The 24,824-nt window shown below is 61.0% G+C and carries 17 protein-coding genes and 1 pseudogene; 10 read left to right on the forward strand and 8 right to left on the reverse strand.

Going from position 1 to position 24,824, the window contains the following annotated elements:
* The first annotated feature begins 151 nt into the window (after positions 1–151).
* The 4 genes from IB279_RS20600 to IB279_RS36990 all read left to right on the forward strand — a co-directional run bounded on the left by IB279_RS20600 (position 152) and on the right by IB279_RS36990 (position 3,459).
* Complete coding sequence (locus tag IB279_RS20600; RefSeq protein ID WP_034800234.1) at positions 152–439, forward strand: TraC family protein; 288 nt, start codon at positions 152–154, stop codon at positions 437–439.
* The gene (locus IB279_RS20605; protein WP_113136161.1) at positions 429–668 is read left to right on the forward strand and encodes a conjugal transfer protein TraD; all 240 of its coding nucleotides are present in this window, start codon (positions 429–431) and stop codon (positions 666–668) included. Before IB279_RS20600 ends, IB279_RS20605 begins: the two co-directional genes overlap by 11 nt.
* Entirely contained in the window at positions 659–2,572 is a 1,914-nt protein-coding gene (gene traG, locus IB279_RS20610; RefSeq protein WP_192339718.1) for a Ti-type conjugative transfer system protein TraG, read from the forward strand. Before IB279_RS20605 ends, traG begins: the two co-directional genes overlap by 10 nt.
* A 644-nt stretch (positions 2,573–3,216) precedes the next feature.
* Positions 3,217–3,459, forward strand: a complete 243-nt coding sequence (locus IB279_RS36990) for a hypothetical protein (RefSeq protein ID WP_210338685.1) — start codon at positions 3,217–3,219, stop codon at positions 3,457–3,459.
* A gap of 448 nt (positions 3,460–3,907) precedes the next feature.
* Here the strand turns inward: IB279_RS36990 and IB279_RS37305 are convergent.
* The 3 genes and pseudogenes from IB279_RS37305 to IB279_RS20625 form a co-directional block, all read right to left on the reverse strand.
* Positions 3,908–4,248, reverse strand: a pseudogene (locus tag IB279_RS37305) (prevent-host-death family protein).
* Between the two features lie 49 nt (positions 4,249–4,297).
* Positions 4,298–4,465: a hypothetical protein gene (locus IB279_RS20620; protein WP_192339720.1), complete on the reverse strand. Its 168-nt coding sequence runs from the start codon at positions 4,463–4,465 to the stop codon at positions 4,298–4,300.
* A 340-nt stretch (positions 4,466–4,805) separates the two neighbouring features.
* On the reverse strand, positions 4,806–5,129 hold the full coding sequence (locus tag IB279_RS20625) for a DUF736 family protein (protein ID WP_034800240.1): 324 nt from the start codon (positions 5,127–5,129) through the stop codon (positions 4,806–4,808).
* A gap of 1,317 nt (positions 5,130–6,446) precedes the next feature.
* Between IB279_RS20625 and IB279_RS20630 the strand changes: the two genes are divergently transcribed.
* Positions 6,447–7,637, forward strand: a complete 1,191-nt coding sequence (locus IB279_RS20630; protein ID WP_113136159.1) for a DUF1173 domain-containing protein — start codon at positions 6,447–6,449, stop codon at positions 7,635–7,637.
* Between the two features lie 408 nt (positions 7,638–8,045).
* On the opposite strand, the gene IB279_RS20635 is transcribed toward IB279_RS20630, so the two are convergent.
* Both IB279_RS20635 and IB279_RS20640 read right to left on the reverse strand, forming a co-directional pair.
* The gene (locus IB279_RS20635) at positions 8,046–8,963 is read right to left on the reverse strand and encodes an ArdC family protein (RefSeq protein ID WP_112772580.1); all 918 of its coding nucleotides are present in this window, start codon (positions 8,961–8,963) and stop codon (positions 8,046–8,048) included.
* Between the two features lie 1,386 nt (positions 8,964–10,349).
* The gene (locus IB279_RS20640) at positions 10,350–11,450 is read right to left on the reverse strand and encodes a DUF475 domain-containing protein (protein ID WP_034800249.1); all 1,101 of its coding nucleotides are present in this window, start codon (positions 11,448–11,450) and stop codon (positions 10,350–10,352) included.
* Between the two features lie 456 nt (positions 11,451–11,906).
* On the opposite strand from IB279_RS20640, the gene IB279_RS20645 reads away from it, so the two are divergent.
* The 3 genes from IB279_RS20645 (at position 11,907) to IB279_RS20655 (ending at position 14,193) form a co-directional block, all read left to right on the forward strand.
* Positions 11,907–12,815 carry a DMT family transporter gene (locus tag IB279_RS20645; protein WP_060521316.1) on the forward strand — a complete coding sequence of 303 codons (909 nt, stop codon included), beginning with the start codon at positions 11,907–11,909 and terminating at the stop codon, positions 12,813–12,815.
* Positions 12,816–12,890: 75 nt separating this feature from the next.
* A complete protein-coding gene (locus IB279_RS20650; RefSeq protein WP_110819785.1) occupies positions 12,891–13,286 on the forward strand; it encodes a VOC family protein in 396 nt (131 codons plus the stop codon).
* Positions 13,287–13,413: 127 nt separating this feature from the next.
* Positions 13,414–14,193 (forward strand): ABC transporter substrate-binding protein, encoded by a 780-nt coding sequence (locus IB279_RS20655; protein WP_192339723.1) that lies wholly within the window; start codon positions 13,414–13,416, stop codon positions 14,191–14,193.
* A gap of 74 nt (positions 14,194–14,267) precedes the next feature.
* Here IB279_RS20655 and IB279_RS20660 read toward each other — a convergent pair whose 3' ends face one another.
* Positions 14,268–15,326: a GNAT family N-acetyltransferase gene (locus tag IB279_RS20660; protein WP_192339725.1), complete on the reverse strand. Its 1,059-nt coding sequence runs from the start codon at positions 15,324–15,326 to the stop codon at positions 14,268–14,270.
* A 350-nt stretch (positions 15,327–15,676) separates the two neighbouring features.
* Here IB279_RS20660 and IB279_RS20665 point away from each other — a divergent pair, with 350 nt between their 5' ends.
* The gene (locus tag IB279_RS20665; protein ID WP_127890610.1) at positions 15,677–16,426 is read left to right on the forward strand and encodes an SDR family oxidoreductase; all 750 of its coding nucleotides are present in this window, start codon (positions 15,677–15,679) and stop codon (positions 16,424–16,426) included.
* Between the two features lie 125 nt (positions 16,427–16,551).
* On the opposite strand, the gene IB279_RS20670 is transcribed toward IB279_RS20665, so the two are convergent.
* Positions 16,552–17,415 carry a LysR substrate-binding domain-containing protein gene (locus IB279_RS20670; RefSeq protein ID WP_112984706.1) on the reverse strand — a complete coding sequence of 288 codons (864 nt, stop codon included), beginning with the start codon at positions 17,413–17,415 and terminating at the stop codon, positions 16,552–16,554.
* Between the two features lie 110 nt (positions 17,416–17,525).
* On the opposite strand from IB279_RS20670, the gene IB279_RS20675 reads away from it, so the two are divergent.
* The gene (locus tag IB279_RS20675) at positions 17,526–17,936 is read left to right on the forward strand and encodes a 4-oxalocrotonate tautomerase family protein (protein ID WP_060610274.1); all 411 of its coding nucleotides are present in this window, start codon (positions 17,526–17,528) and stop codon (positions 17,934–17,936) included.
* Between the two features lie 232 nt (positions 17,937–18,168).
* Here IB279_RS20675 and IB279_RS20680 read toward each other — a convergent pair whose 3' ends face one another.
* A complete protein-coding gene (locus IB279_RS20680) occupies positions 18,169–24,543 on the reverse strand; it encodes a putative Ig domain-containing protein (RefSeq protein WP_192339727.1) in 6,375 nt (2,124 codons plus the stop codon).
* Positions 24,544–24,824 lie beyond the last annotated feature (281 nt).

A 24,824-nucleotide genomic window follows, 5' to 3' on the forward strand; every position in this document is an offset into this window, starting at 1 on the left:
GGAGGGCCGATGCCGCTCTTCCGTAAAGACGCCCGATGCCGAAATTCCGGCTGCGGCTTTTTCGGGGTGATGCAACCTATCCTATTTTACTATCACGAAATAGATAGTATAACTATCGCCGTGAGATTGCTCCGACACGAGGGACGCTGGAATGGCCGTAAAATCATCGCTCTCTGATATCGATGCCCAGATCGAGAAGCTGCGCGAGCGCAGACGAACGCTAATCGTAAAATCCGCCGAGCGGTTTGCGCGCGCCGCGACAAAAACGGGATTGGCGGAAATGGAGATCACGGAGGAAGAACTCGACGCGGTCTTCGAACAGATTGCCGCGCGATTTCGCAAAGAGGAGAAGAAGGGGACTGCTGGCGCAACAGCTTCGTCGCGTCGACAGCCAGGTGGCGGGTCTGGAACGACGGCGGAGGTTTCTCATGACGAATGATCGCAAACGAGTGGCCCGCGAGAAATTCCTGCTCGGTGGCATCGTCGTCAGAGCGGGTCTCGCGGGGGCCGACCGAGCGTTTCTGCTTGGCGGCCTAACGGAACTGGCAAGCGTCGTGCCAGGCACCGACGAGCATCGGCGGCTGCGCGATATCGGTGAGCAAGCCTTCAAGGCGACTTCGCATGATAGAGGATCATCTCACATCGAGGAGGCGGCGAAGTGGCACTAAAGGAAAGACTGCATCCCAGCCTGCTGCTCGTTCTGGTGCCAATTGCCGTCACCGCCTTTGCCGTCTACATCGTCGGCTGGCACTGGCCGAAGCTTGCCGGCGAGCTATCTGGAAAAACATCATACTGGTTCCTACGAGCCTCGCCCCTGCCCGCGTTGTTGCTTGGGCCGGTCGTCGGATTATTGACTGTTTGTGCGTTGCCGCTGCACCGGCGAAGGTCGATCGCGATAGTGAACCTTGTCTGCTTTCTGTTCGTGGCCGGCTTCTATGTCCTGCGCGAGTTCGATCGGCTCGCGCCGTACGTGGCGAGCGGTGCGGTCTCGTGGGACCGGGCACTCCCCTATCTCGACATCGTCGCCGTCATTGGCTTGGTGGCCGGCTTCCTGGCGGTGGCGGTGGGCGCGCGCATCTCCACGGTTGTTCCAGAACCGGTGAAGCGAGCCAAGCGCGGGATCTTCGGGGACGCGAACTGGCTGTCGATGGCCGCGGCGGGAAAGCTGTTTCCGCCAGATGGCGAGATCGTCGTTGGCGAGCGTTACCGGGTCGACAAGGAAGTCGTTCATCAATTACCTTTCGATCCGAACGATCCAGCAACATGGGGCCAGGGCGGCAAGGCATCATTGCTGACCTACAAACAGGATTTCGATTCAACGCACGTGCTCTTCTTTGCCGGGTCAGGTGGATACAAGACCACCAGCAACGTCGTGCCCACGGCGCTGCGTTACACCGGGCCGCTGATTTGCCTCGATCCATCGACCGAGGTCGCGCCAATGGTCGTCGAGCATAGAACCCGCGCGCTCAGCCGCGAGGTGATGGTGCTCGATCCGACGAGCCCGATCATGGGCTTCAACGTACTCGACGGCATCGAGAAATCGAAGCACAAGGAAGAGGACATCGTCGGCATTGCTCACATGCTTTTGTCGGAGAGCGTGCGCTTTGAAAGTTCGACTGGCTCCTACTTTCAGAACCAGGCACACAATCTGCTGACCGGTCTGCTCGCCCATGTCATGCTGTCGCCCGAATATGATGGGCGACGGAACTTACGCAGTCTCCGGCAGATCGTATCCGAGCCAGAACCCTCTGTGCTCGCCATGCTGCGCGACATCCAGGACCATTCGGGATCGGCCTTCATCCGTGAAACGCTGGGCGTCTTTACCAACATGACTGAGCAGACCTTCAGCGGCGTCTATTCCACGGCCTCTAAGGACACGCAATGGCTGTCGCTCGACAGCTACGCGGCGCTTGTCTGCGGGAACGCGTTCAGGTCGAGCGACATCGTAGCGGGCAAGAATGACGTGTTCATCAATATTCCGGCATCGATCCTGCGCTCCTATCCGGGTATCGCCCGCGTGATCATCGGCTCGCTGATCAACGCAATGGTGCAGGCCGATGGCACCTTCAAGCGCCGTGCGCTGTTCATGCTCGATGAGGTCGATCTGCTCGGCTACATGCGGGTGCTGGAAGAGGCGCGTGATCGCGGCCGAAAGTACGGAATCTCCATGATGCTTATGTACCAATCGGTCGGACAACTGGAGCGGCATTTCGGGAGGGATGGCGCGACGTCGTGGATCGACGGCTGCGCCTTTGCCAGCTATGCCGCGATTAAAGCGCTCGACACGGCCCGCAGCGTCTCGGCCCAATGCGGCGAGATGACGGTCGAGGTGAAGAGAGGCTCACGCGTCATTGGCTGGGGCCCAAAAAACGCAGGATCGCGCCTATCCGAAAGCGTCAATCTCCAGCGCCGACCGCTGATCATGCCGCACGAGATCACGCAGTCGATGCGCAAAGACGAGCAGATCATTATCGTGCAAGGTCATAGCCCAATCCGCTGCGGGCGCGCGATATATTTTCGGCGGAAGGACATGGATCAGGCAGCCAAGGCAAACCGCTTTGTCCGGATTTAACCTTCCACGTCAAGCCAACCATTACCCGTGCTTATTGCCCCGTCCGACATCCGGCTTGAGTGACGTCAGCACCGCCGATACGAGCCGAAGTTGTCTTCCTGACGCGAGCGGTAGTGTCCTTGCCGACCCCGCGCCCTTGGCAAGGATCTTAAGGTCAACGCACAAGTTCCCCATCTGGCAATGGTCCAAATCGGGTTCGAGCGCGGTGGAAAAATCGAGCGGGATCTAGCTTAAAGCAATCGCGGTGAGGTGTGTGCTGCGCTTGAACGCGCTTGCTCTACCCGATGCTCTCGAAGCCGTTCACCAACCCGGAACGTCCGATCTTTCGGCAACTGGTGTTGCGGACCTGTTCAGGATCTCGCAGCGATCGCGGCGGAACATCGTAACACGGTACACGATCAGGATCCATCCGAGTTCCACCAAGCTACAGGCCGCGCTGCGCGACTTGATGCGCGTTCTGTTCGCGGCATCCGTAGTGCAGCCGACAAGGAGCGCGCACTGTTATCGAGAATGCTCCAATGACGCAACTCGTTACAGAAGGCAGGACAAAGGATGCGATCGACTACCTGGAATTCCATCAGTTCGGGATATCTTGGGTGATCCTCGAACACCTTCCCGCGGGCGCGTTGCTCTATCGGGCGCATATGCCAGAATGGGCGAGCTTGCCAAGGAGCAGGGCGGACGCGGCGCTCAAGGGCGGCCGGTTCAATCGAGAGGGCGTCGAAGCTCTATACCTGGCGTTGGACGAGGTCCGCCCTCCGGGAGTACCAGCAGACCTCGCCGTTTCTGCCGCCCTGCACCGTTTGCTCGTATACCGCGACATTGATGAACCTCGTCGACCTTGCGCAAGTGAGCTGCGGCGACCCGTGGGACGACCCTTGGCATAGCTGGCGAGAGGACTGGCGCCACCTCAAATTCCACCTTCACGTCGAGCCGCCGACATGGGTACTGGGCGGCCTCCCGTGCTCGGCGCCGGCCTTACGGGCAATTTTTTCCCAGCATAGCGAATACAAGTGGCATCTATGTTGCTATCTTCAGCGAACGGCTCGAAGGCGAGAACCGGATCGAAGTCAATGATCCCGAGGCTAGACCCCCGCGTAATCGATCGAGTTGGGAGAATACGTGGAAATCCGTGGTCCCCTTATGCCACTGAGTCAGCGGAACACTTTGTCTTCAATACACGCCACGTGGCACGATGTTTGTTCTGTCAATGAGAACTGTCGCCGAAACCGGCATTTGGTGCATGCGATTTGATAACAGACGGACCGTCGGGATAGTAACGTGTGGCACTGCCTTGCACCAGCGAAGCTCACTAATGGCAAACTAAGCCGAATCTCAGCGCGTAACCGACGTCCTGCCGCTTCCTGAAGAGCGAACCATCGGCAAGGTTGCGTTATTTGCCTGCGTCGAATTATTCAGGCAAGCGCTCGTCCTCGACCAAAAGACGTCGACGGCACTTACGAAGTCCGCAAAGAGGCTGTTGGAATTGGTTTCGATGGTTCCGACCGAGCGCGCTTCGGACGCGCATCAGGGCTCATAGTCGTTAATGTTGAGGAGGACCAAGCGCGGCTTGTCGCCCTGGGTGATCGTTACTGACCAAGACAGGGGGCGATGATGTCCCCGGATTTCCGGGAAAAATCGCTCGTCGCATAGGAACCCGAGCGCGGGTTGGCGATCTGCTATATTCTTGGATTTGCCGTAAATGCGAGCCTGGCGAAAGCCTCCCTAGAAGGGAGGCTCGCTGCTGACGCGGCCCTCGACCTCGGCTACGATGACCTCAAGCTCCGCATAGGCCTGTTCCAGTTCGGCCTGGATCTGGGCGCGTTCAGCCGGGTCGCAGCAGTTCAGCTCGCGGCGCAATTCCTCGATGTGGGCTTCCAGTGCAACCGTCATTTTCGTCATCTCCTCGGCTGTTGGGAAAGATGACGCCGCCGGCCGCGAGAATTGGGCCGGGTCAAGGATCGCGAATGCGACCGGCCGAGCCGGCGAGTGGGGGAGCCGGAATGCGGAGCATTTCGGGGGGACCGCTCGTCCTTTAGGCGGCACGATTCCTCGCGGCAGACTTGGCGATCTGAGCAGATAGTTTTTCATCTCGTGTGGCAGGGTAAAAGAACAGGTGCGGGCTCGATGCCCGTCCTGTTTCTGGGTACAAACGTGGGCATCCCGCTCGGGATCGGTCGCATTCAGAACGAGCGGGTGCCGGTCCCGATTGATCGGGACCGGCGCTGGTGGCTCAGTTTGGGTTATTCCAGATGATCACCTTGCGGTTCGGATCGCCGCCGGGAGCCTGTGCGAGGTTGCCGAAGATCACGCCGATCTCTGGAGCCTCCAGTTTCACGGAGAGGTACTCTTCTCCGGTCTGGCGGGCGATACGGTTCCACGCCGCGCCGATTTCGAACCCGGTCTTTCGGTGGATGACGCGATAGTCAGGGGCCTCTTCGCTCGTTTTGTTGGCGTTGGGGACGATAGCGATCGGCGCGTTCACTCGGATGGTGGCGAAAACGCCTTCGAGAGTGCCATCGGTCTTCTGCGTGAGAGCTGCGATCGTGGTGGCCATGGTATTGTCTCCTTCGGTTGCTCGGGACCATTCCCGATAGCGCGCGAGGAGACGGCCGATCTGCTGCGGTCATCTCGCACAAATATTCTGCTAAATTCCATGTTCTGCTCAAAAAAACGCGTGCGCGTTTGTCATGCTTGCTGGAGGAAAGCATCCGGTGCCCAGCAGTGATCCAAAAATAGAATTTTGCAGAATATTTGGGTGAGACGTACCCCTTCAGGGGTTGACCGGAAAGGCAGGCGGTCGGCTAAAGGGCGATGTAGAAGAGGGAATGATCTAGTGCAACCGACGCCGGCGACAGACCGTTCCGGCCACCCGCCGGTACCTCATAAGACCGCGGCACATTTCAACTGGGCACGCCGCCCTACGATACGCGCGTCCCGGTCTCTGCCATTGCAAGCAGCGAGCAGCATGGACTGCCGCCAGATCTCTCGGATGCACATTGCGCGGTCGCGGTGACCACAACGCCCGCAAACTGGATTGCAAGTCCCCGCCCCGGCCATCGCCGAGATCGACAAACGAACTTCAACGATGCTGCCCCTAGCTGCGTTGCCGCGTCAGACGCGCGCCAATTGCCATCCATCGTCCTGAGCGACCGACGTCGTACCGCGCGGCCAGGAGTTACGGCTCGAGGTCACGCCCCTCGCGTTCGCCAGGCAGCCGATCGCTCCGGCGAAAAATTTCTCCTTGTTCTTTTGACACGTGAGGAAACCATCTTTGCGTCGAGGTTGCTCATCGACCCATGTTCGCTCGCAACCTCGAAATCAGCACGAAGCGGGATAGCCCACATCGACTGAGCCAGATGGATTCGCTGCCGGCCGCGGTGACATCGCCGATTGCCCATTTCTGTGGTTGCTTCCCCGATTATGTCCCGGAGCTGGAGCGACTTCGGCCCGGCCCAATCTCATCGATTCGCAAAGGTCGCTATGCGCTCCGGTTGCAGCGCGTTTGAAGAGCGTTACCGCGATCTAGCAAGCACGGGCCCTCGGCGACCCGGCAAGTCGCCGAACCTCCGATACCGCTAGAAACCGTTGTGTTTTCAGTAGCGACGAAAGCTTTCCTTACAATTATCATGCTCCAGGGAATGGGATGAAAGCCAACGCCACGTGAAGGTGGATCGACGTCGCATCCATGAAGACGCTTGCCAATGCTGCGGCGAGAAATTTACTTTTGGCACCGCCTTCATCTCCGTGGCGACAGCATGTGGCGCCATCCCATCCATTGTATACTATCGTTTTTAATATAGTATAACCGAAAAATCCATGCTACATCGTCATTGACCCTTAGGGCCCATTGAATGGGAAGCGGAGGCTCAATGTGCGGCGGTTTCTGATCGGCGACAGGCTATTCGAGGAGGAATCGAGCGAATTCCGGGCAATTCTTGCACCTGCTTATGAACAGGGGCTTCGGCCATATTGCCAGTGCAACGAACCGCCGGTTGCGATGTACATCGCGCGGCTCGATGAGCAACACCTCGTCAAACGCATGCCGCTTACCGGGCGCAATCATGACCCGGCTTGCCCATCCTTTGAACCTCCCTATGATTTATCCGGCCTCGGGCCTTTGATCGGCAATGCAATCCAGGTCGATGCGAACGGGCGAGCAAGCTTGAAGATCGATTTTTCGCTGACGAAGAAAGGTCCACGAGCGGCCGCATCTCGATCGGCGGGTCCGCAAGAGTCCGCCATTCGCAATGAGCCAGAGAAGCTCTCGTTGCGCGCAACGCTGCACTATCTGTGGGAAGTGGGAGAATTGACCGAATGGCATACCTCCTGGGCTGGAAAGCGCGGCTGGGGTCGGGTTCGCACGAGCCTCATGAATGCCGCGTCGCAGATGACGACCCGCGGCGGACAGCTCAGCGATGTGCTGTTTGTGCCGGAGACGTTCCATCAGGAGGACAAGGAAGCAATTGCCGCACGCCGAGCAACCGCGCTTTGCGGTGCGCAAGCGTCCGGGACAGGACCGCGCAAACTGATGATCGCTGTTGCGGAAGTAAAGGAGTTCATCCCCGCACGCGTCGGACACCGGATCGCGGTTCGGCATCTGCCCTTTCCCTTCATGCTTGAAGACCAAGCATGGAAGCGGTTGAACGCCAGATACGACACGGAACTTGAATTGTGGCGTTCGAACGATGAATTGCACCTCGTCATGATCGCGACGTTTGGGATTTCGGCATCCGGGGTTGCAGCCGTCGAAGAAGTCGCGATGATGGTCGTGAACGAGAACTGGATCCCACTCGAAAACGTCCATGAGCGCCATCTTCTGAACAGACTGGCAGGGCTGCGACGCAAGTTCGTCAAAGGCTTACGCTTCAACCTCTCACACGAGCAACCAATCGTGTCGGTCACCCTGCCGGAACAGCGACCCTGCCCGGTTGCGATGTTTATCGTGTTGGCCGGTGCAGGTGGGAACTACCAGCGGGCATTGACGGAAATGATCGAGGCACGACCGGAGATGACGCCTTGGATTTGGTACATTGCCGAGGGAGACATGCCGCAGTTGCCGTGATCGTCAGAATGCCGGCTGCGTTGCCTTTGCTCGGACAAAGGTGGCAAGCTTTTAGATGATGAAGGAAGGCGCAAAGGGAAACGGACGGTTCGCAGAGTTCACGAACAAATCCAGATTCTGCGGACAGCGTAAGCGCACTTCGCCATGGGCCACAGCTCCCTCTGTTGTCGGCAACTTTTTATTCGGTAGAGCGTGCTAAGCGACAGAGATGCCGTCATGCGGCGAGCCAGCATAACTTCATTTGCCGACGCCCTTTCTTCAGAAAATTCAAGGGACCGATTGCCGCGGCGTCGGCAACCGGCCATTCCAAACACCGCGCCCTGCCACCGCCTTCGGCGCACCCATTCATCACCTCGCATTTTCACTTGCGAGGTGATGATCCATGGCATTTTCTCTTGAAAGGGACGCCTAGTCGGCGCCCCTTGCCTCAATTTGCTTGGCCTGTTGTGCATGCATCCAGTCGGCAATCTCCTGCGCTTTGCTGGCAGCAGTGAAGATGGCGCGCTTGTCGGAATGCATCACGTCGACCCAGGACCGAATGTAGCGAGCATGGTCCGGACGCGGCTCGACACTGAGACCTAGGTCGGCGCAAATCATAGCACTCAGAAGCTCGACCGTGCATTCCTCCATCGCATAGGCGGCCGAGCCGAAGCGTCCAGAGAGATCGCGGCCGAGACGGTGGCTGGCGCCAGAAGCGTGGCCGCATTCGTGGAGCAGCACCGCATAGTAGGCGACCGCATCGCGGAAACACGCGAACCTTGGGATCTGCACCTGGTCCATAGCCGGGCGGTAATAGGCTTGCGAGCCGCCGTGGCAGATGTCAATCCCTAGAGCTGCGCAAAACCGTTCGGCCCGATCGATCCGCTTCGCCTCCGGCAACACCGGGCTCTCGGGCGGTGTGTAGCCGTCAACCTGGGCGCAGTTAAAAACCGAGTAGCCACGAGCAAACATGGACCGGGCGGGTTCGTCACGATTTGCGTCGTCGGCTTGGTCCTCCGTTTTGTCGCGATCGTGGGTCTTCCAGAACACGACAAGGTGACCGTGCTCGCCCTTACGAACCTGAGCGCCGAGCGCTTGCCATTGGTGGTAAGTGCCCCAGATCCCGGTGGGATAGCCGGCCGCGTGGGCCGCAGCCCAGAGTGAGAGGATGTTGACGCCGCGATAAGTCCTGCTTGAGGCGATGTTGACGGGCGTGGTGATGGCCGATCCGTCGTGATGCCAGGGCATCCGGTAATCACCGGCGCCGGCCTCGATGGCGGCGATAATCTGGTTAGTGACGCGCTCGTAGATATCGACTTGTGTTTGGCGTCTGCGATCTTTGGTCATTGGTGCCTCCTTTAGCTCGCCCCCTCCGTCGAGGGCGAGGCGGCAGGGGCAGGCGCGGGAGGCCGGCCCGTCACACCCTGTTCTCGGTGCTTGTGCGGAACAGGGTTGATGGGCTGGCAGCGTCTGCCACAACCGAGCCATGTCTCGACGGGCGTGCTGAAGGAGAGGCCGATCATGATCGACGCCCGAAAAGTCCGGGCTCTTGCGCCACATCAACTGGCCTCGTCTGGCGGAGAGTGCTTGAGGAGACACCCCTGGCGACAAGATCGGGTCGGGCCTGTCGAAAGTCCTCGATGACGATAGTCCCCTACGCGACCTCCAACGTCAGCACATGGATGTGTTTACAAGCGTGCGGTGATGCCGCATTTTCGAACGTCTTGGCACCGTGCAGGGGCGGCTTTGGTTCGGCTTCTAAGGCACGGATTCACTCTCTACGGGTTCTCCGAAAGGACCGTCGCTGACGAACTAAGACAGCCTGGAAACGTGGCGTTCCCCCTCACCGGACCGTTCGATGTCACCCGGTGGGCACCGACCTCGCTGCATGAGCGCCGGTTCGTTTTGAGGGTACTCGAGGGGCGCGACGGCCACGCGCAACGCCGTGTCGCTCTCCGGCTAGAGCGCGCTCATCACGCCGTCAGCGGTACTGATGAACCGGTGTACGCGCCGCTTGTCGCGCACAATGGCTTCGCCCATTCATGGGCGTGGGTCGATCGAACACGGGCCTTCATCCTCGGCGACTGGGATACACCTCAGTTCGCAGGGCGGTTTTTCTGGCTATCGGTGGGCGGTTAGGACTTGTGATCTCGGAAGCGGGAATGAGCACACTTGATGATCCCGCCTCTGGGTTTAGACGGCGCTTACCGTTGCCGGCGCCCTCGCCAACGGAAGAGACATCGGCGGCAGCCAAAGGTAGCCGGCGTGGGAAATAAGCCGCCGCAAGGCTGACCTTGGAAGGACACAGCACGCTTTGTACGGGCTCGATCCGGCAGATTGATCTACGGTGCTTTTATTTAACCTTGGGCCGGCCAGGCGTAGAACCCGCGCACCGCTTCAGATGGCCTTCGTGGGGAGACGGCAGGATTAGGCGGCATCACTGGGACGGCGATCAGGATTTCCGATTTGCTTAAATTGCGATCGACGGCTGAATTGAGAGCACAGGTACCCTTTGCCGTTGACCACGGATGTACTGGCATCGGCATGGTGCGATCAGGAAAGGTCGGGTTTAACCCGGCCTTTTTGTTGGATGACGCTTTTCTTGGTCCTGTGCCAGCCGTCATTTTGCCATTTCAAAGCAAAACCACCGATCCCCCTCGAGAAGTTGCTCTCGATAAAGAATAGGCCCGGCGGACATGCCCGCCGGGCTCATTATCAAGTCAAGAGATCCGATCAGGCTCGCAGTTGCTCCTGCGAATCCCGCGTTTGCACCTCTTCCATTTCGCGTTCGCGCCTATTGTGGCGAATGGACGACCAGAGCGAGATCCCGATGAGCGCGGCACCTCCAAGGCCGGTGATGACTTCCGGAATGTGGACCAGCGTCTGAAAGTACATGACCACCGAGAGGACCAGGATCGCGTAGAACGCGCCGTGCTCCAGGTAGCGATACTCGTTGAGCGTTCCCTTCTCAACCAGCATGATCGTCATCGAGCGCACATACATGGCGCCGATGCCGAGGCCAATCGCAATGACGAAGAGGTTCTGCGTCAATGCAAAGGCGCCGATGACGCCGTCAAACGAGAAGCTGGCATCGAGAACTTCGAGGTAGAGGAAGGCGCCGAAACCGCCCTTTGCCGCCGCATTCATGGTCTGCTGCGAGGCATCAAGCAGACCGCCGACCACCTCAACCACGAGGAACGTCAAGAGGCCGTAGATCGCCGAATACACGAATGTGTGGACCTCTGCCGGTTCGAGCAGCGTCGAAAAGCTGAGAATGAGGGCGAGAACGAACGCAATCTCGATACCCTTGATGGTCGCAAAGCGCGCCATCTTGGTTTCGATCCACTTGATCCAGTGCACGTCCTTTTCATGGTCGAAGAAGTAGGTCAGGCCCACCATCATCAGGAAGGTGCCGCCGAAGGCCGCTATCGGCAGATGCGCGTCGTTCATGATGCGCGCATATTCCTCAGGCTTGCTTGCCGCCAGAACGATCGCTTCGATCGGGCCGATCTTCGCCGCGATGACGACGATCAGGAGCGGAAAGACAATACGCATGCCGAAGACGGCGATGATGATGCCCCAGGTCAAAAAGCGATGCTGCCACTCGGGCGTCATGTCCTTGAGCTTGTTGGCATTGACGATGGCGTTATCGAACGACAGCGAGATTTCAAGCACCGCAAGCACGGTGCAGATGAAGAAGACGGAGGCCATGCCACCGATGGTGCCGGTCGACTGCCAGCCGAGCCAGGCGCCGAGCACAAGGCCGACCACCGTGACGATGAAGGCCCAGGTGAAATAGCCGAGCGCGCTCGAATGCGATTGAGGCTGGTTCATCGACGTGCCTCCTTCGCGCGGACGACGCCGGATTCGGTGAAAAGATGGGGTTTCAAAACAGAAATGCGCACGGCCAAAGGGGCACATGCGTGAGGCATGAGATCAGTTTTCATGAGAGCTAATCCGCCGGCTAATTTGCTGGCGGTACCGACATCACGAGAGCGCCGTAAAAACTCTCGCCAGAGGGGCCCGGCACCAGTGTTCGACCCGCGATCCGATGTCTGGACGGCGGGCACGCTTGACTAATTAGCAGTGTCGGGCGGAACGTCAAGGGGGCGGCCACTCGCTTTGATGGTGGATCGCCAAACGTTTGTTACCAAGCCCTGCCTTAGTTCGGCCGCCGCACCAAGCGTCGTCACCGATTCATTCGCAAAACTTATGGTTCCATACACAGACGGCAATGGATCGGCCGCGCTGAATGTGGCATGGCGTGCGCAACTTATTGAAGGCCCTGACATGACCGTGATCTCCGCCCCCATAACCGCCCCGAACGCCGCCCGTACCGGCGTCCTCATCATGCTCTTGGGCATGCTGATGTTTTCGCTAAACGACGTGATGGGCAAATGGCTGGTGGCGACCTACTCCGTCAGCCAGCTGATGGTGATCCGAAGCGTTGCGGCACTTCTGTTCCTGTCGCCCTTCATTCTCAGGCGCGGCCTACGCTCTATGTTCCAGGTCGAACGGCCCGGCCTCCAGGCTCTGCGCTCGCTGCTCTTTGCCATCGACGCCTCCGCCTTTTATTTCGCGGTCGCCTACATGCCGCTCGCCGATACCATGACTTACTGGCTGGCGGCGCCGATCTATGTGGCGGCCGCCTCGCCGTTCCTGCTTGGCGAAAAGGTCGGCTGGCGGCGCTGGACGGCGATCCTCATCGGCTTTGCCGGCGTCTTGATCGCGCTCGAGCCCTCCAAGGAAAGCCTCGGCCTTCCGGCCTTGATTGCGCTTGCCGGCAGCACCGCCTTCGCCTTTGCCCTCATGCTCGGTCGCACGCTCCGCTCCACGCCTGACACGACGCTGGTCTTCTGGCAGATCGTCGGCGCGCTCATCTTCTCGCTCGTCGGCGTTGCCGCCAATCCCTCCGGCTGGGCGCCGGTCGATGGCGAAGCGCTATTGCAGCTCGGCGCGCTCGGCATCGTCGCGATGCTCGCCCATATCCTCGTCAATCGGTCGCTCAAGCTCGCCGATGCCGCCACCGTCGTCCCGCTGCAATACACGCTGCTCTTTTGGGCCGTCGTCTTCGGTTGGTTCTTTTTCGGCGACACCCCTCGCCCGACCGTGCTCGTCGGCGCGGCATTGATCGTCGCCTCTGGCCTTTTCATCTTCTTCCGCGAACAGCAGTTGAAGAAGCGAAACGCAAAAGCCTGATCTCCCGCCCGGCGGGGTTCCCTCATCGGCGACACTCTGCTACGCCGCCGAGGTCCAAGCTTGAAGGAGATGTCCGTGGCCAAAGCGATCCATTCGATGATCCGCGTTCTCGAGGAGAAGCGATCGATCGATTTTTATCGTGTGGCCTTCGGGCTCGAAATCGCTGAACGGCTGGAGTTCGAAACCTTCGTGCTGATCTATCTCAGCAACGGGGAAAGCGAATTCGAGCTGGAGCTGACGGTCAACAAGGACCGGACCGAGCCCTATGCGCTCGGTGATGGCTATGGTCATCTGGCGCTGTCGGTCGACGACCTCGACGCCGAACATCAGCGGCTCACGGAAGCCGGCCTCAACCCGGGAAATATCGTCGACTTCAACCGAGACGGCGCGCTGCTTGCCCGGTTTTTCTTCGTGGTCGATCCTGACGGTTACAAGGTCGAAGTGCTGCAGCGCCACGGTCGCTACAAGTAGGACCTGGCCGCCGGACAGATCAACCAAAACAATACCGATTATCGCGCCTATCTATTTCGCTTATAGACGAGCGCGACTTAGTCTTCCCCGGAAGCATCAAGAATGATGCGCAACAAGGGGAACGCGAATGAAGAAGCGGATTGCAGCAGCAGTGCTCGCCATCATGGCGGCAACGGCCGTTTCGGCCCAGGCCGCCGAAAAGATCAAGATCGGCACGGAAGGAGCCTACCCTCCCTTCAACTTCATCGACCCCGCCGGCAAGATCGGCGGCTTCGACGTCGACATCGGATTAGCACTTTGCGAGCGCATGAAGGTCGAATGCGAAGTCGTCGCCCAGGACTGGGACGGCATCATTCCCGGTTTGGTCGCCAAGAAATACGACCTGATCATCGCGTCGATGTTCATCACCGAGGAACGCAAGAAGCAGGTCGCCTTCACCAATCCCTACTACCTCGCAGCCATGACGCATGCGGCCCCGAAGGGTGCAGGCTTTACCGAGTTCACCAATGAGGCGCTCAAGGGCAAGGTGATCGGCGCACAGTCAGGCACGACCCAGGCCGAATACATCACCGCCACCTACCCCGATGCGGAGATCAAGCTCTACCCGACCCAGGACGAGGCGAACCTCGACATGGTCAACGGCCGCCTCGACCTTCAGGTGGGCGACATGCTGCCGCTGCTCGACTGGGTGACGAAGAATGCCGACGGAAAGGCATGCTGCGAACTGATCGGTGAACCGATCACCGACAAGAAGTTCGTCGGCGAAGGCGTCGGCATTGCCGTGCGCCAGGAGGACAACGACCTGCGCGAACGGCTGAACAAGGCGCTGGACGAAATCCGCACCGACGGCACTTACAAGAAAATCAACGACAAGTACTTCACCATCGACGTCTATACGATGAAGTGACGCGTGAAGACGCGCGGAACAACCCAATTTAAGATCCGGCCGCGTCCTACGGGCACGGCCGGATCTTCTTGTTATTACTCTTCTCTTATCGCGCGCTGCCTTGCCACGATCGCCTTGAATTGGGGATCGTCGACGAGCGATTGCACGGCCCAGTAACCTTCGAGCCACTCGGCCTCGCCATCCCAACCGCCATCGACAAGCTGGCGGAGATTGGCAATCGCCCGAGTGCGGTCGCCGGCAAGCATCCAGGCTCCGGTTGCGTGGAAGCGATACCAGTTGATGTGATCGCTTGCCTGCTCCAGATGAATGCCCCATTCCCGGCAGGTGTCGAGATCGAGATCGCCGACGTTCTCTGCCGGCAGGTTACCGCTATAGGCTACGTGCCGATCGCGTTCGAGGAGGCCGATGCCCCTGGCAATCGCGATTGATCCCTTGTTCGAGGCGTGCGCGTGCCACTCGATATCGGGACGTCCGCGCTTGATGCACTCGGCGATCGTCACAGCCGCTACCGCTTTGCCAAGCCCAAGGCGCCGGTAGGCAGGCTCGGTCCCGACGCCCACTTCGCAACGAGTACCGCTGACGCTGTCGGTTGCGCAATGGCTGACGACGGATCCGTCGTAAAGCACACAGAAGCCGATGGCGTTTTCCAGGAAGAGTTCGGGAGAAGCCCACCCTTCCATGAGATCGGTTACCGTCTCGATATTGCCGGGTTCCAGATCGAGCAGGCGCTGGTCGATCGGCACGAGACGGAAGCCGTCAGGCAACACCGTCGCAGCAAGACCAAGACTTGCTCCCGGCAAGCCCATCCTGACGCGCGGATGGGGCCGGGCGAAGCGATTAGACCAGATATCGCCGAGACGATCGGACCAGCGGTCTTCGACGAAGAAATAGGCCCAGTCAGGGATCAGTTCCTTCAGATTGGCAAAGCTATCGACCACCTCGTCGGGCAGACCCGCGAGATAATAGGCATCGCCATTGGCGAGCAGCGCGACGCGTGGTCCGACTGGACGATCGACCCAGACTTCACCGTCTATGGTGCCGTCGAGTACGGCAGCGATGGCTACGTGGGTGGAGGAAAAGTCCTTCAGAAGGGACTGAGCAGCCGAATAGGCCGCTTGTTCGAGTAGAAACATGAAAATGCAATCCTGTTGCGGCGGGATATCCCATCCCTGCCGCCAGAAGAAAGAGTAGAGACGAGCAGGTCGTCCCGTTTCAGACCGGCTTCAGCCGACCGGCGCACGGCGTTGGAGACTGTCATCTTGCACCCTCTCTCTTCCTGCGCGCCCCGGATCGGGCGCCATTGCATTCGACGAACTAGACAGCCGGGCCGGACGGAACAAGCGCTTTACGGTAACCGCTTCAGGACGGCCCTGCGGTCCGTGCGCTTGCGCCATTGGCGGCTGCAATGACAGGCGCTAAAGCTCTCCTGCCGGGATTTGGTGTAGCGTCAGCCCGGAATCGGCGGAATGCATCGGAGACCGACATGTTCGACCTCAGCGGAATGACGGCATTGGTAACGGGTGGCGGCCGCGGTCTCGGCTTTGAAATGGCAAAGGCGCTCGCACGGGCAGGAGCAGCCGTCGCGATCAACGGCCGCAGTTCCGCCGCACTCGAAACGGCCCGTACCCAGGCTGCCTCGGAAGGCACCGCACTCGACATCGTTCCCGGCGACGTTTCGACGGATGCGGAAAAGATCGTCGCTGCCGCCGCCGGCAGGACCGGCCAACTCGACATCCTCATTCACGCCGTCGGCGAGCGCGACCGGCGCGGCACCGACGTCATGGATCCCGCCGCCTTTGCCACCCTCGTCAACACGGACCTGACGGCAGCCTATGCAATGGCGCGGGCAGCACTTCCCTATTTCCGCCGCTCCTCATCCGCCCGGCTGATCTTCGTCACCTCGATCGCCGCCTCCGTCGCGCGGCCGGGCGACCCCGCCTATACCGCGGCAAAGGGCGGTCTTGATGCCCTCACCCGTTCACTGGCCGTGGAACTTGGATCGGCGACGCTGACGGTCAACGCGATTGCGCCCGGCTGGTTTGCAACCGAGACCAATGCCGCACTCGCCTCCGATCCGGCACTGCAGTCCTTCGTCGATATCCGAATTCCCTTGAAACGCTGGGGCCGACCGGAGGAGATCGCACCGGCCGCCGTGTTCCTGGCCTCGCCTGGCGCCAGCTTCGTCAATGGCATCACCTTGACGGTGGACGGCGGCATGACCGCGCAGATGTGAACGTCATCCTAGACAGTTTTCCCGGTGCTGCGGCTGCTTTCGGAATTCGCCTTGGCGCTGTGTGCTTGGATCCGGAATGCCCGTAGATCGGCGCGGCAGCGCCGCAGTCTTCCTGGTGATCGTTTTCACCACCGCTCGGAACCGGCCGCCAAGCCTTCGGCAAGCAGTGTAGCGAGGTTCGACGCCGGCTTGTCGGCTTTTACCTTCAGCCGCAAGCTGAATTCCGCATTCGGCAATGCCGGGAGCGAAAGTGCCGGGGGTGCGACCGCGATCCCTTCTCCGAGGAAGCGTGCTGTGCGCGCCGTAACGGCAATCCCGCTTCGCACGGCTGCGCGCAGACCGGAAAGGCTGGGGCTTGTCGCCGCGATGCGGTAGCGACGACCGGTCTCATCGAGGGCTGCCGTCGCGGCCGCGCGAAAACCGCAGGGCGGATCCAGCACCGCGATCGGCAACTCGCTGTCAGCCGTGGGCGGAGCATCCGATGACGATAGCCACAGCATCGGTTCGCGCAGAATGGCAAGTTCGTCGGGCGTCGGCCCCTCCCGCATGACGATCAGTACTTCGATCAGCCCCTGATCGTAGGCCGAAGTCAGTTCACGGGATCTGCCGACCCTCAAGTCCAACCGCACACGCGGGTGGGTGCGCCCGAAGCGGCGCAAGAGATCCGGCAGATTGCTGTCGGCAAAATCCTGGGTGCAGCCGAGCGCCAGACGGCCGTCGGTGCTGGCACCCTTGAGGCTCAGCCATGCATCCCGGTGAACTTCGAGAATCCGGCGTGCATGAACGACCAATTCCTCCCCGGCCGGCGTGAGAATTCGCCCCCGGCCTGAGGGCGCGAGAAGTGGCTCGCCGATCATCGTTTCCAGGCGCTGCATCTGGGCGGTCACAGCCGAAGGCGTCCGCCCAACGGCCGTGGCCGCATTCGCAAGAGAGCCACTCTCGGCGAAAGCAAGAAAGGTACGAAGCAGATCGGGATCGAAGGCTTGCATTAATTCAATATAATCGAAGTTATGATATTAAACAATTCGATTTTTCCGAAGATAGAGACGTGGCAGATTGGGCTCACACACGAAACAGGAAACCCGAAAGGAACCACCCAATGCCCATCATCAACGTCACCGTCAGCGGCAAGCCGGACACCGCACTCTCGTCACGGATCGCCGCTTCGGTCAGCGAATTGACGGCAGCGCACCTGCGCAAGGATCCGACGATCACGGCAATCGTCGTCACCTATGCGGATCCGGAACACTGGTTCGCTGGCGGAAAGTCGCTTGCCGAACAGGATATCAACAGCTTCTGGCTCGACATCAAGGTCGTCGACGGCACCAACACCAAGCAGGAAATGGCTGCTTATCTCGAAGCCATCTTCGGGCGCTTTGAACAATTGCTCGGACGGGTACACCACGAGAGCTACGTTCTCGTCCACGAGGTTGCGGCTGCCGCCTATGGTTATGGTGGCAAGACGCAGGAATTCCGCTACATCAGTGGCAAGCTCAAATCCGGCATCTGAAGCATTTCACCAAGCATTCCGCAGCCTCCAACGTTCGCGAAGGCGGAGCTCTAAAGGTGCGGAAAGATGGCTGCCGGAAACGCTAGAAGCAAACCGGTGTCGCAGAGCCAATGATGGCCGGTGTACCGCCGGCAGCCTCGTGAACTGGAACGGAAGTATCGGTCCAGCGCCGTCTCATCTATCGGTATCGCGTCAATCGCAACGCGATACCTCCGTATAGACCTCGCGGGCGTCAGAACCGGACGCGCGCACCGACTTTCGCACCAGCCGCCTGCGAACCGTCGCCCTCGATGTTGAAGAGCAGCGAGAAGTCGAGGTCCCAGTTGTCGTTGTTGCTGAGCGCGAGCCCGGCCGAGACCCGGCCAAACAGGCCTTCGCCATCGAGCGACGCAAAGCCGACATCCGCTCCGACCGTCGGCGACAGGATCAGGCCGTTTTCCAGTTCCAGCGTCCGCTCGACATCAAGACCGATGCTGAAGCGGGCTTGCTCCTCGATGAACCCCTTGAGGTCGATCGTCTCTCCGAGCGCGTTCCTGGCGGTGTAATCGTCGACCTCTTCGTTGAAGTAGACGGCCCTGAGCTTCGGGGTTAGCACCGTGATCTCGTCGAGCTGCCACTCGCCGGTCAGCTTGACGTCCGCCATCCAGCGGGTCGTGTCGAAGGTGCCGGTGAAGATACCGGTATCGATGTCGTTCGAGGAGCCGCCATAGAGCAGGTTGGCATCGAGGAACACACCTTGCCCGATTTCGAACGACGCATAGGGACCGGCAAGCCAGCCATTGCCGGTCAGTTCGGCGTCCTCGTCGATCGGGTCGCTCGTGTAGTCGTAGTGGAACGACAGGCCGACCAGCGCCCGCTCGCTGATCAGGTAATCGGCGCCGATCGAAAACAGGGCGAAGTTGCCCCACTTGTCACTATCGTCGTCCTTGTCCTTGTGGAACAGAAAGCTGCCATCCATCCAGACGTCGAAGGGCTGGTCGGTCTTCACGAAGGTTTGGCCGGCAGCCGCCGCGTCGGCTGCGTCGCGCGCCGCCTGGATCCGAGTGAGGCTGCTGGAAAACCCAAGGCGCGCGCCATTCTCCGATGGTGTGACCGCCGTCGTCACCGGATCGGTGCTCATCGCCGCCCGTCGCCGCTCGATCAGCCCCGGAACCTTGACCGTCGACGACAGCAGGCTCTGCCGGTTGCGCACGAAATCGCGTACCAGGCCGTCGATCTCTTCCCCGGCTGCGACACGGTCCAGTGAGATCTTGTAGGTGACAGTTCCAGCACCCGACGTACCGAGTGCGCTTCTCAAGGTGTAGCTAACCACCGCCGAACCGGAATAGGAAGGATTGGGCGTGAACTTCAGATAATAGCCGACCGGCGTAAAGCTGCCGGCGGCTGCAAGCTCGCCCTCGATGATCTCGGCTGTGCCAGCGATCGGCGGCGAGACCGAGGCGACGGCGGCACTGGTGAACGGACCGCCGGTGGCACCGGCGTTGAGATAGACGTTGTTCGGTGTCGTGCCGGCGGGCACGTCGACGACGATGCTGGGCGCCGTCACCGCACGCGGGTTGAGTTTGAGCGTATAGGCCGCCGAACCGCTGGCGCCACGGCTGTCGACGACGCCAATGGTGAAGCGGTAGGTGTCGGGCACCGCATCCGCGGCCAGCGGCCCGGTCAGTTCGCCGGTCGAGACATTGAGCACCATGCCCTTTGGCAAAGTGCCGCTCTTGACGCTGTAAATCAGGGCGCCGGTGCCGCCGCTTGCGGAAATCGGCGCAGAATAGGCCTCACCGACCATGGCATCCGGAAGGCTGCCGGCCGCCGGGCTGAAGACGATGTTGGCCGAGACGACGGCAATGCGATAGCTCGCCTGCCCCGTCGCCCCGTTGGCGTCCGTCGCCGTCACCGTGAAGGCGAAGTCGCCGTCGGCGCCCGGTCGCCCGGAGATCGCGCCGCTGACTGGATCGAGCGTCAGCCCGCCCGGCAATACCCCGGATGTAACCTGATACAGATAGGGTGCCGTGCCGGCGCTGGCCGTCAGGCTCTGGCTATAGGAAACCCCGGCGACGGCGGCCGCAAGCGTGCCACCGGTCGGAGAAAGGACGAGCACCGGCGGCGAGACCGTCACCGTGACGGTTGCCGGCGTGGATGTGCCAGTCGCATTCGTCGCCGTGTAGGTGAAGCTGTCGGTGCCGGAATAGCCGGGTTGGGGTGTGTAGAGGATCTGCAAGCCGGACACCGACGCATTGCCGCGCGACGGCGGGCTTGCGATCGCGAGCGATGCGGCTGCACCGCCCGAAATGCTGGGCGAGATGACGTTTGCCGCCGAGTTTGCGGCAACCGTAAGCGCAACCGCACCGGCCGACGGCGCCTCAACCGCCACTGCCAAACTATAGGTGACAGAGCCGGTCGCGCTGTTCGCGTCGGTCGCCTCGATCGTGAAGTTGAAGTTGCCGTCCACCGTCGGTGTGCCCGACAGGCGGCCGTTGGCCGCGAGCGTCAGGCCAGGCGGCTGCGAACCGATGATCGCGTAGCTGTAAGGCCCGGTTCCACTGGTCGCCGAAATCGTCTGATCGTAGGGCTGGGCAACTGTCGCCCCGGGAAGCGGTCCCGGAAGCGGCGTAAAGGCGAAGATCGGTGGAGACACCGTCACCGTGACCGTCGCCGGCGCCGATGTCCCGGTCGCGTTCGTTGCGGTGTAGCTGAAGGTGTCAGTACCGGAGAAACCCGCGGCGGGCGTATAGTTGAACGACGTTCCAGCCACCGTGGCAGTGCCGTGTGATGGCGCGGTAGTGACGGTTACGGAAGCCGCAGCGCCACCGGAAAGATTGGGCGCAATGACATTCGCCGTCGAGTTGGCGGCAACCGTCTTCGTCGTTGCTCCGGCAATCGGCGCTTGCACCCGAACAATCAGGCTGTAGCTGCCGCTGGTCCCGGTCGCACCATAGGCATCGGTGGCCGCGATCGTGAAGGCGAAGGTACCGTCCTCGTTCGGCGCGCCCGAAAGAACGCCCGACGACGCGAGCGAAAGCCCGCCCGGCAAGGCGCCACTCGCGATCGCGAAGCTATAGGGCGATGTGCCATCCGTGGCCGTGAAGCTCACGCTATAGGCGGTCGCCACGGTTGCAACCGGCAGTGAGCCCGCAGCCGGTGAAAAGGCAAAGATCGGCGCCGAGACCGCGAACGACTGGCTGACACTGGGTGCCGCCAGATAGGCGCCGTCGCCGGCCTGTGAGACCTCGATGGTGCAGGTGCCGCCGTTGCGGAAGGTTGCCGCACCGCTTGAAGTGACGACGCAGATGCTGGGCGTCATGGATTGCCAGGCCACAGGGAGCCCGGAACTGGCGCTCGCGATTAGGTTCACCGGCGTCGTATAGTTCTGAGGTCCGGGATTGGAAAAGATGATCGTTTGCGGCCCCTTCGGGGTGACAAAATTGGAGGCGCCGGACGCGAGCCCCGTACCAGTGCTGTTGGCAGCCGTCACCGTGAACGTGTAGCCGGTGCCATTCGTCAGGCCGGCCACCGTGAGCGGACTCGCGGGGCCCGTCTCGGTCAGGCCGCCGGGGCTGGCTGTGACGGTGTAGCCGGTGATCGGCGCACCACCAGTATTGGCCGGCGCGGCAAAGGAGACCTCGGCCGAGGCGTTGCCGGCCGTGGCTACAACGCCGGTCGGCGCGCCCGGCGCAATCGCGTTGACCACGAACGATCGGCTAACCTGCGTTGCCGGCAGATAGGTGCCGTGGCCGGGCTGGTCGGCGTTGATGGTACAGGTGCCGATCGATACGAAGGTCAGAAGTCCAGCGGGACTGATCGTGCAGACCGCCGTCGTCGACGAGGTGAAGTTCACCGTCAGGCTTGAGTCCGAACTCGCCGTCAGGGTCGGCGTCGTGCCGAAGTTCTGGGCACCCGGATTGGCAAAGGTGATCGTCTGGATCGTGCGCGGCGTCACCGCGTTGGAGGCGGCCGACGCAGGACCAGGACCGGCGCTGTTTTCGGCGACCACCGTAAACGTATAGCTCGTGCCGTTCGTCAGCCCAGTCACCACGATCGGGCTCGTCGTGTGGTTCGCGGTGATGCCGTCCGGACTCGAGGTGACGACGTAGCGCGAGATCGGCGCCCCGCCGCTGCTCCAGGGCGCAACAAAGGCAACCATCGCCTGGCTGTCGCCAGCCGTCGCAACAACTCCCGTCGGCGCCGCCGGGGCAACCGCATTCACCACGAAGGTTTGGCTTACTCGTGGCGCAGCCTCAGTGGCCGCGTCACCGGCTTGGTCAGCGTGAATGGTGCAAGTACCCATCGATTGGAAGGCTAATTCACCGCCGGGATCGATTGTGCATACACCAGCCGTCGCGGACGTGAAGGTGACGGGCAAGCCGGAACTCGCCGTTGCCGTCAAGATTGGCGTCGTACCGAAAGTTTGGGAACCGGGGTTGGCAAACGTGATCGTCTGCGGCGCTTTCGGCGTCACGGCGTTGGAAGCGCCGGAAGCGACACCCGTCCCGGCAAGGTTGGAGGCGGTAACCGTAAACGTATAGCTCGTGCCGTTGGTCAAGCCAGTGACGTCGATCGGGCTTGACGGTCCCGTCGCGGTAACGCCGCCTGGGCTCGCTGTAACTGTGTAGCCTGTAATCGAGCTGCCACCATTAAAGGCAGGCGCAGAGAAACTCACACGTGCGCTAGCATCATTCGCCATCGCCGCGGCCCCAGTCGGAGCATCAGGAGCGATGGCAACGACATTGATGCTGTAACTTTCGCTGGCCGTCCGGCTATGCATGTCGGTGGCCGTGATGGTGAAGCTGAAGGCTCCCGCAACCGTTGGCGTCCCGGTGATTGCGCCGCTTGCAGACGCAAGGCCGAGACCGGGCGGCAGTGTGCCCGATGCTAAGGAGTAGGTTACCGTCCCGAGCCCGTTTACGGCGGCAATCGACATGTCGGAGTAAGCCGTCCCCGCCGTCGCTGCCGTCAACGCGCCGCCCGCGGGCGTGAGCGTCATCGGCGGCGCGGAAATCGCGATGCTGTAGGCGGCCGACGCCGAACCGGCGGTCGAGCCTGTCGCTGTGATCGTGAAATTTTTGGTACCGTATCCGGCCGCCGTCGGCGTACCGGCAATCGCCCCAGCCGAACTCAGACTGAGGCCGTCTGGAAGCGCGCCCGCCGTCACCGTATAGGTGAACGTCCCCAATCCGCCGCTAGCAGAGATCGACGCACCCGGGTAGACGACGTTCACGTCGCCACCGACAAGGGCCCCACCCGCCGGCGTCAGCACCACCGGTGGGGCCGCGATGGTGATCGAATAGGCCTTGGAATCGGTGCCGACGTTCGCAGCCGTGGCCGTCACCGTGAAAGGCGCGGAACCATAGGCGTCAGGAAGCGGCGTTCCGGTGATCGCGCCCGTCGAGGGATTGATGGTGAGCCCTGCCGGTAAGGCACCTGCCGACACCGAATAGGTGATCGCACCGACACCCCCGGTCGCCGAAATCGCGCTGTTTGAGTAGGCAACGCCCACCGTTCCCCCTGACAAGGCGGTGTTGTTTGCCGGCGTCAGCACTACGGGGGGCGCACTGACGGCAATGGAGTAGTTCGCGGTGGCCGAGCCAGAGGTCGCCGCCGTCGCCGTGACGGTAAAGTTTGCAGTCCCGATCGCGGCAGCGGTGGGCGTCCCGCTGATTGCGCCCGTCGTCGTGTTTAAGGCGAGACCTGCGGGAAGCGAACCCGCGGTCACCGCGTAACTGATTGCCCCGGCCCCCCCGCTCGCCGAGATCCCTTGCGAATAGGCGCCGCCAACCGTTGCGGCAGGAAGCGCGCCGCTCGCCGGGCTGAGCGCCACTGGCGGGAAGGAATTGATGGTGGTGGTAAAATTCTGCGCCACGAAATGGACGCCACCGGTCGAGATCGTCGTGCTATCCTGGATTTTTATCTTGAAGTTGAAGCTTCCTGCCGTCGTTGGTGCGCCAGACAGTTGCCCGCTCGTTGAAAGGCTTAATCCGGTCGGCAAGGTGCCTACGTCCAGAGTATATGTATACGGCGGCGTGCCGCCGGACGCAGAAAAATGGACGCTGTAGGCGGCCCCTACTCCGCCGTCCGGTAGACTATCCGGGGTAACGTCAATCACGGGTGCCGCGATCGTCGGATTGTAGCTTTTGTCGTAGGTATGCGCCGTCGGCGTGGTGGAATCGGTCACTCGTACGATGAAGTTATAGGGGCCCGAGCCGGTCGGGGTTCCGGATATGACCCCGGCAGCCGAAAGCGTCAGGCCAGGTGGCAGCGTCGTCCCACCGCTGAGCGCATAAGTATAGGGACCAGTGCCGCCGGTGGTGTTGAGTGTCTGAATGTAAGCCACACCAATGACAGGTGTCGGCAGATTTGCCGGCGTCACGGTCAACGGTGAGCTCGATGGCGCAACCGTCACGTTAAAAGTGACTGGCGATGAGGGGCTTTCATCATAGACGACGAAGCTGTCAGAGGTCGCCCCGTCTCCGTTGTTGGTGTAAATAAGGGCGTTCGTATTGGTGGGCATACCGAAGGTTAGACTGCCGTGGGACGGGTTGGTCACAGCCGGCTGGATAAAGCCCCACTCCGAGCAGGTGATGACACTTGTCCCGCCGGACTGCACTGTCACGTTCTGGGTTGTTCCGCAAAGACCAGCCTGCGCCGAAGACACAGGCACCATCGCCACCAGGAAAAGGAACGTGAGGAAAAAAAAGAACAGCGCAATGTAACCGCGCCCGGCGCCTGCCCGACAAAAGATCTGGTGAAACATTCCTGCCCCTGTACGCACTGCGCGCTTCATGGACGCGGGTCCATCGCCACGATCAGTCCTTCCCAAGCCCAGCCACTGCTTGACACGAAAATTCGAGTCATACAACCCTGACTAGTGCTACTTCTGCGGGAATTTGGACA

The sequence above is a fragment of the Ensifer sp. ENS06 genome (genome assembly GCF_014852205.1).
In the GTDB taxonomy this organism is placed as follows: Bacteria; Pseudomonadota; Alphaproteobacteria; order Rhizobiales; family Rhizobiaceae; genus Ensifer; species Ensifer adhaerens.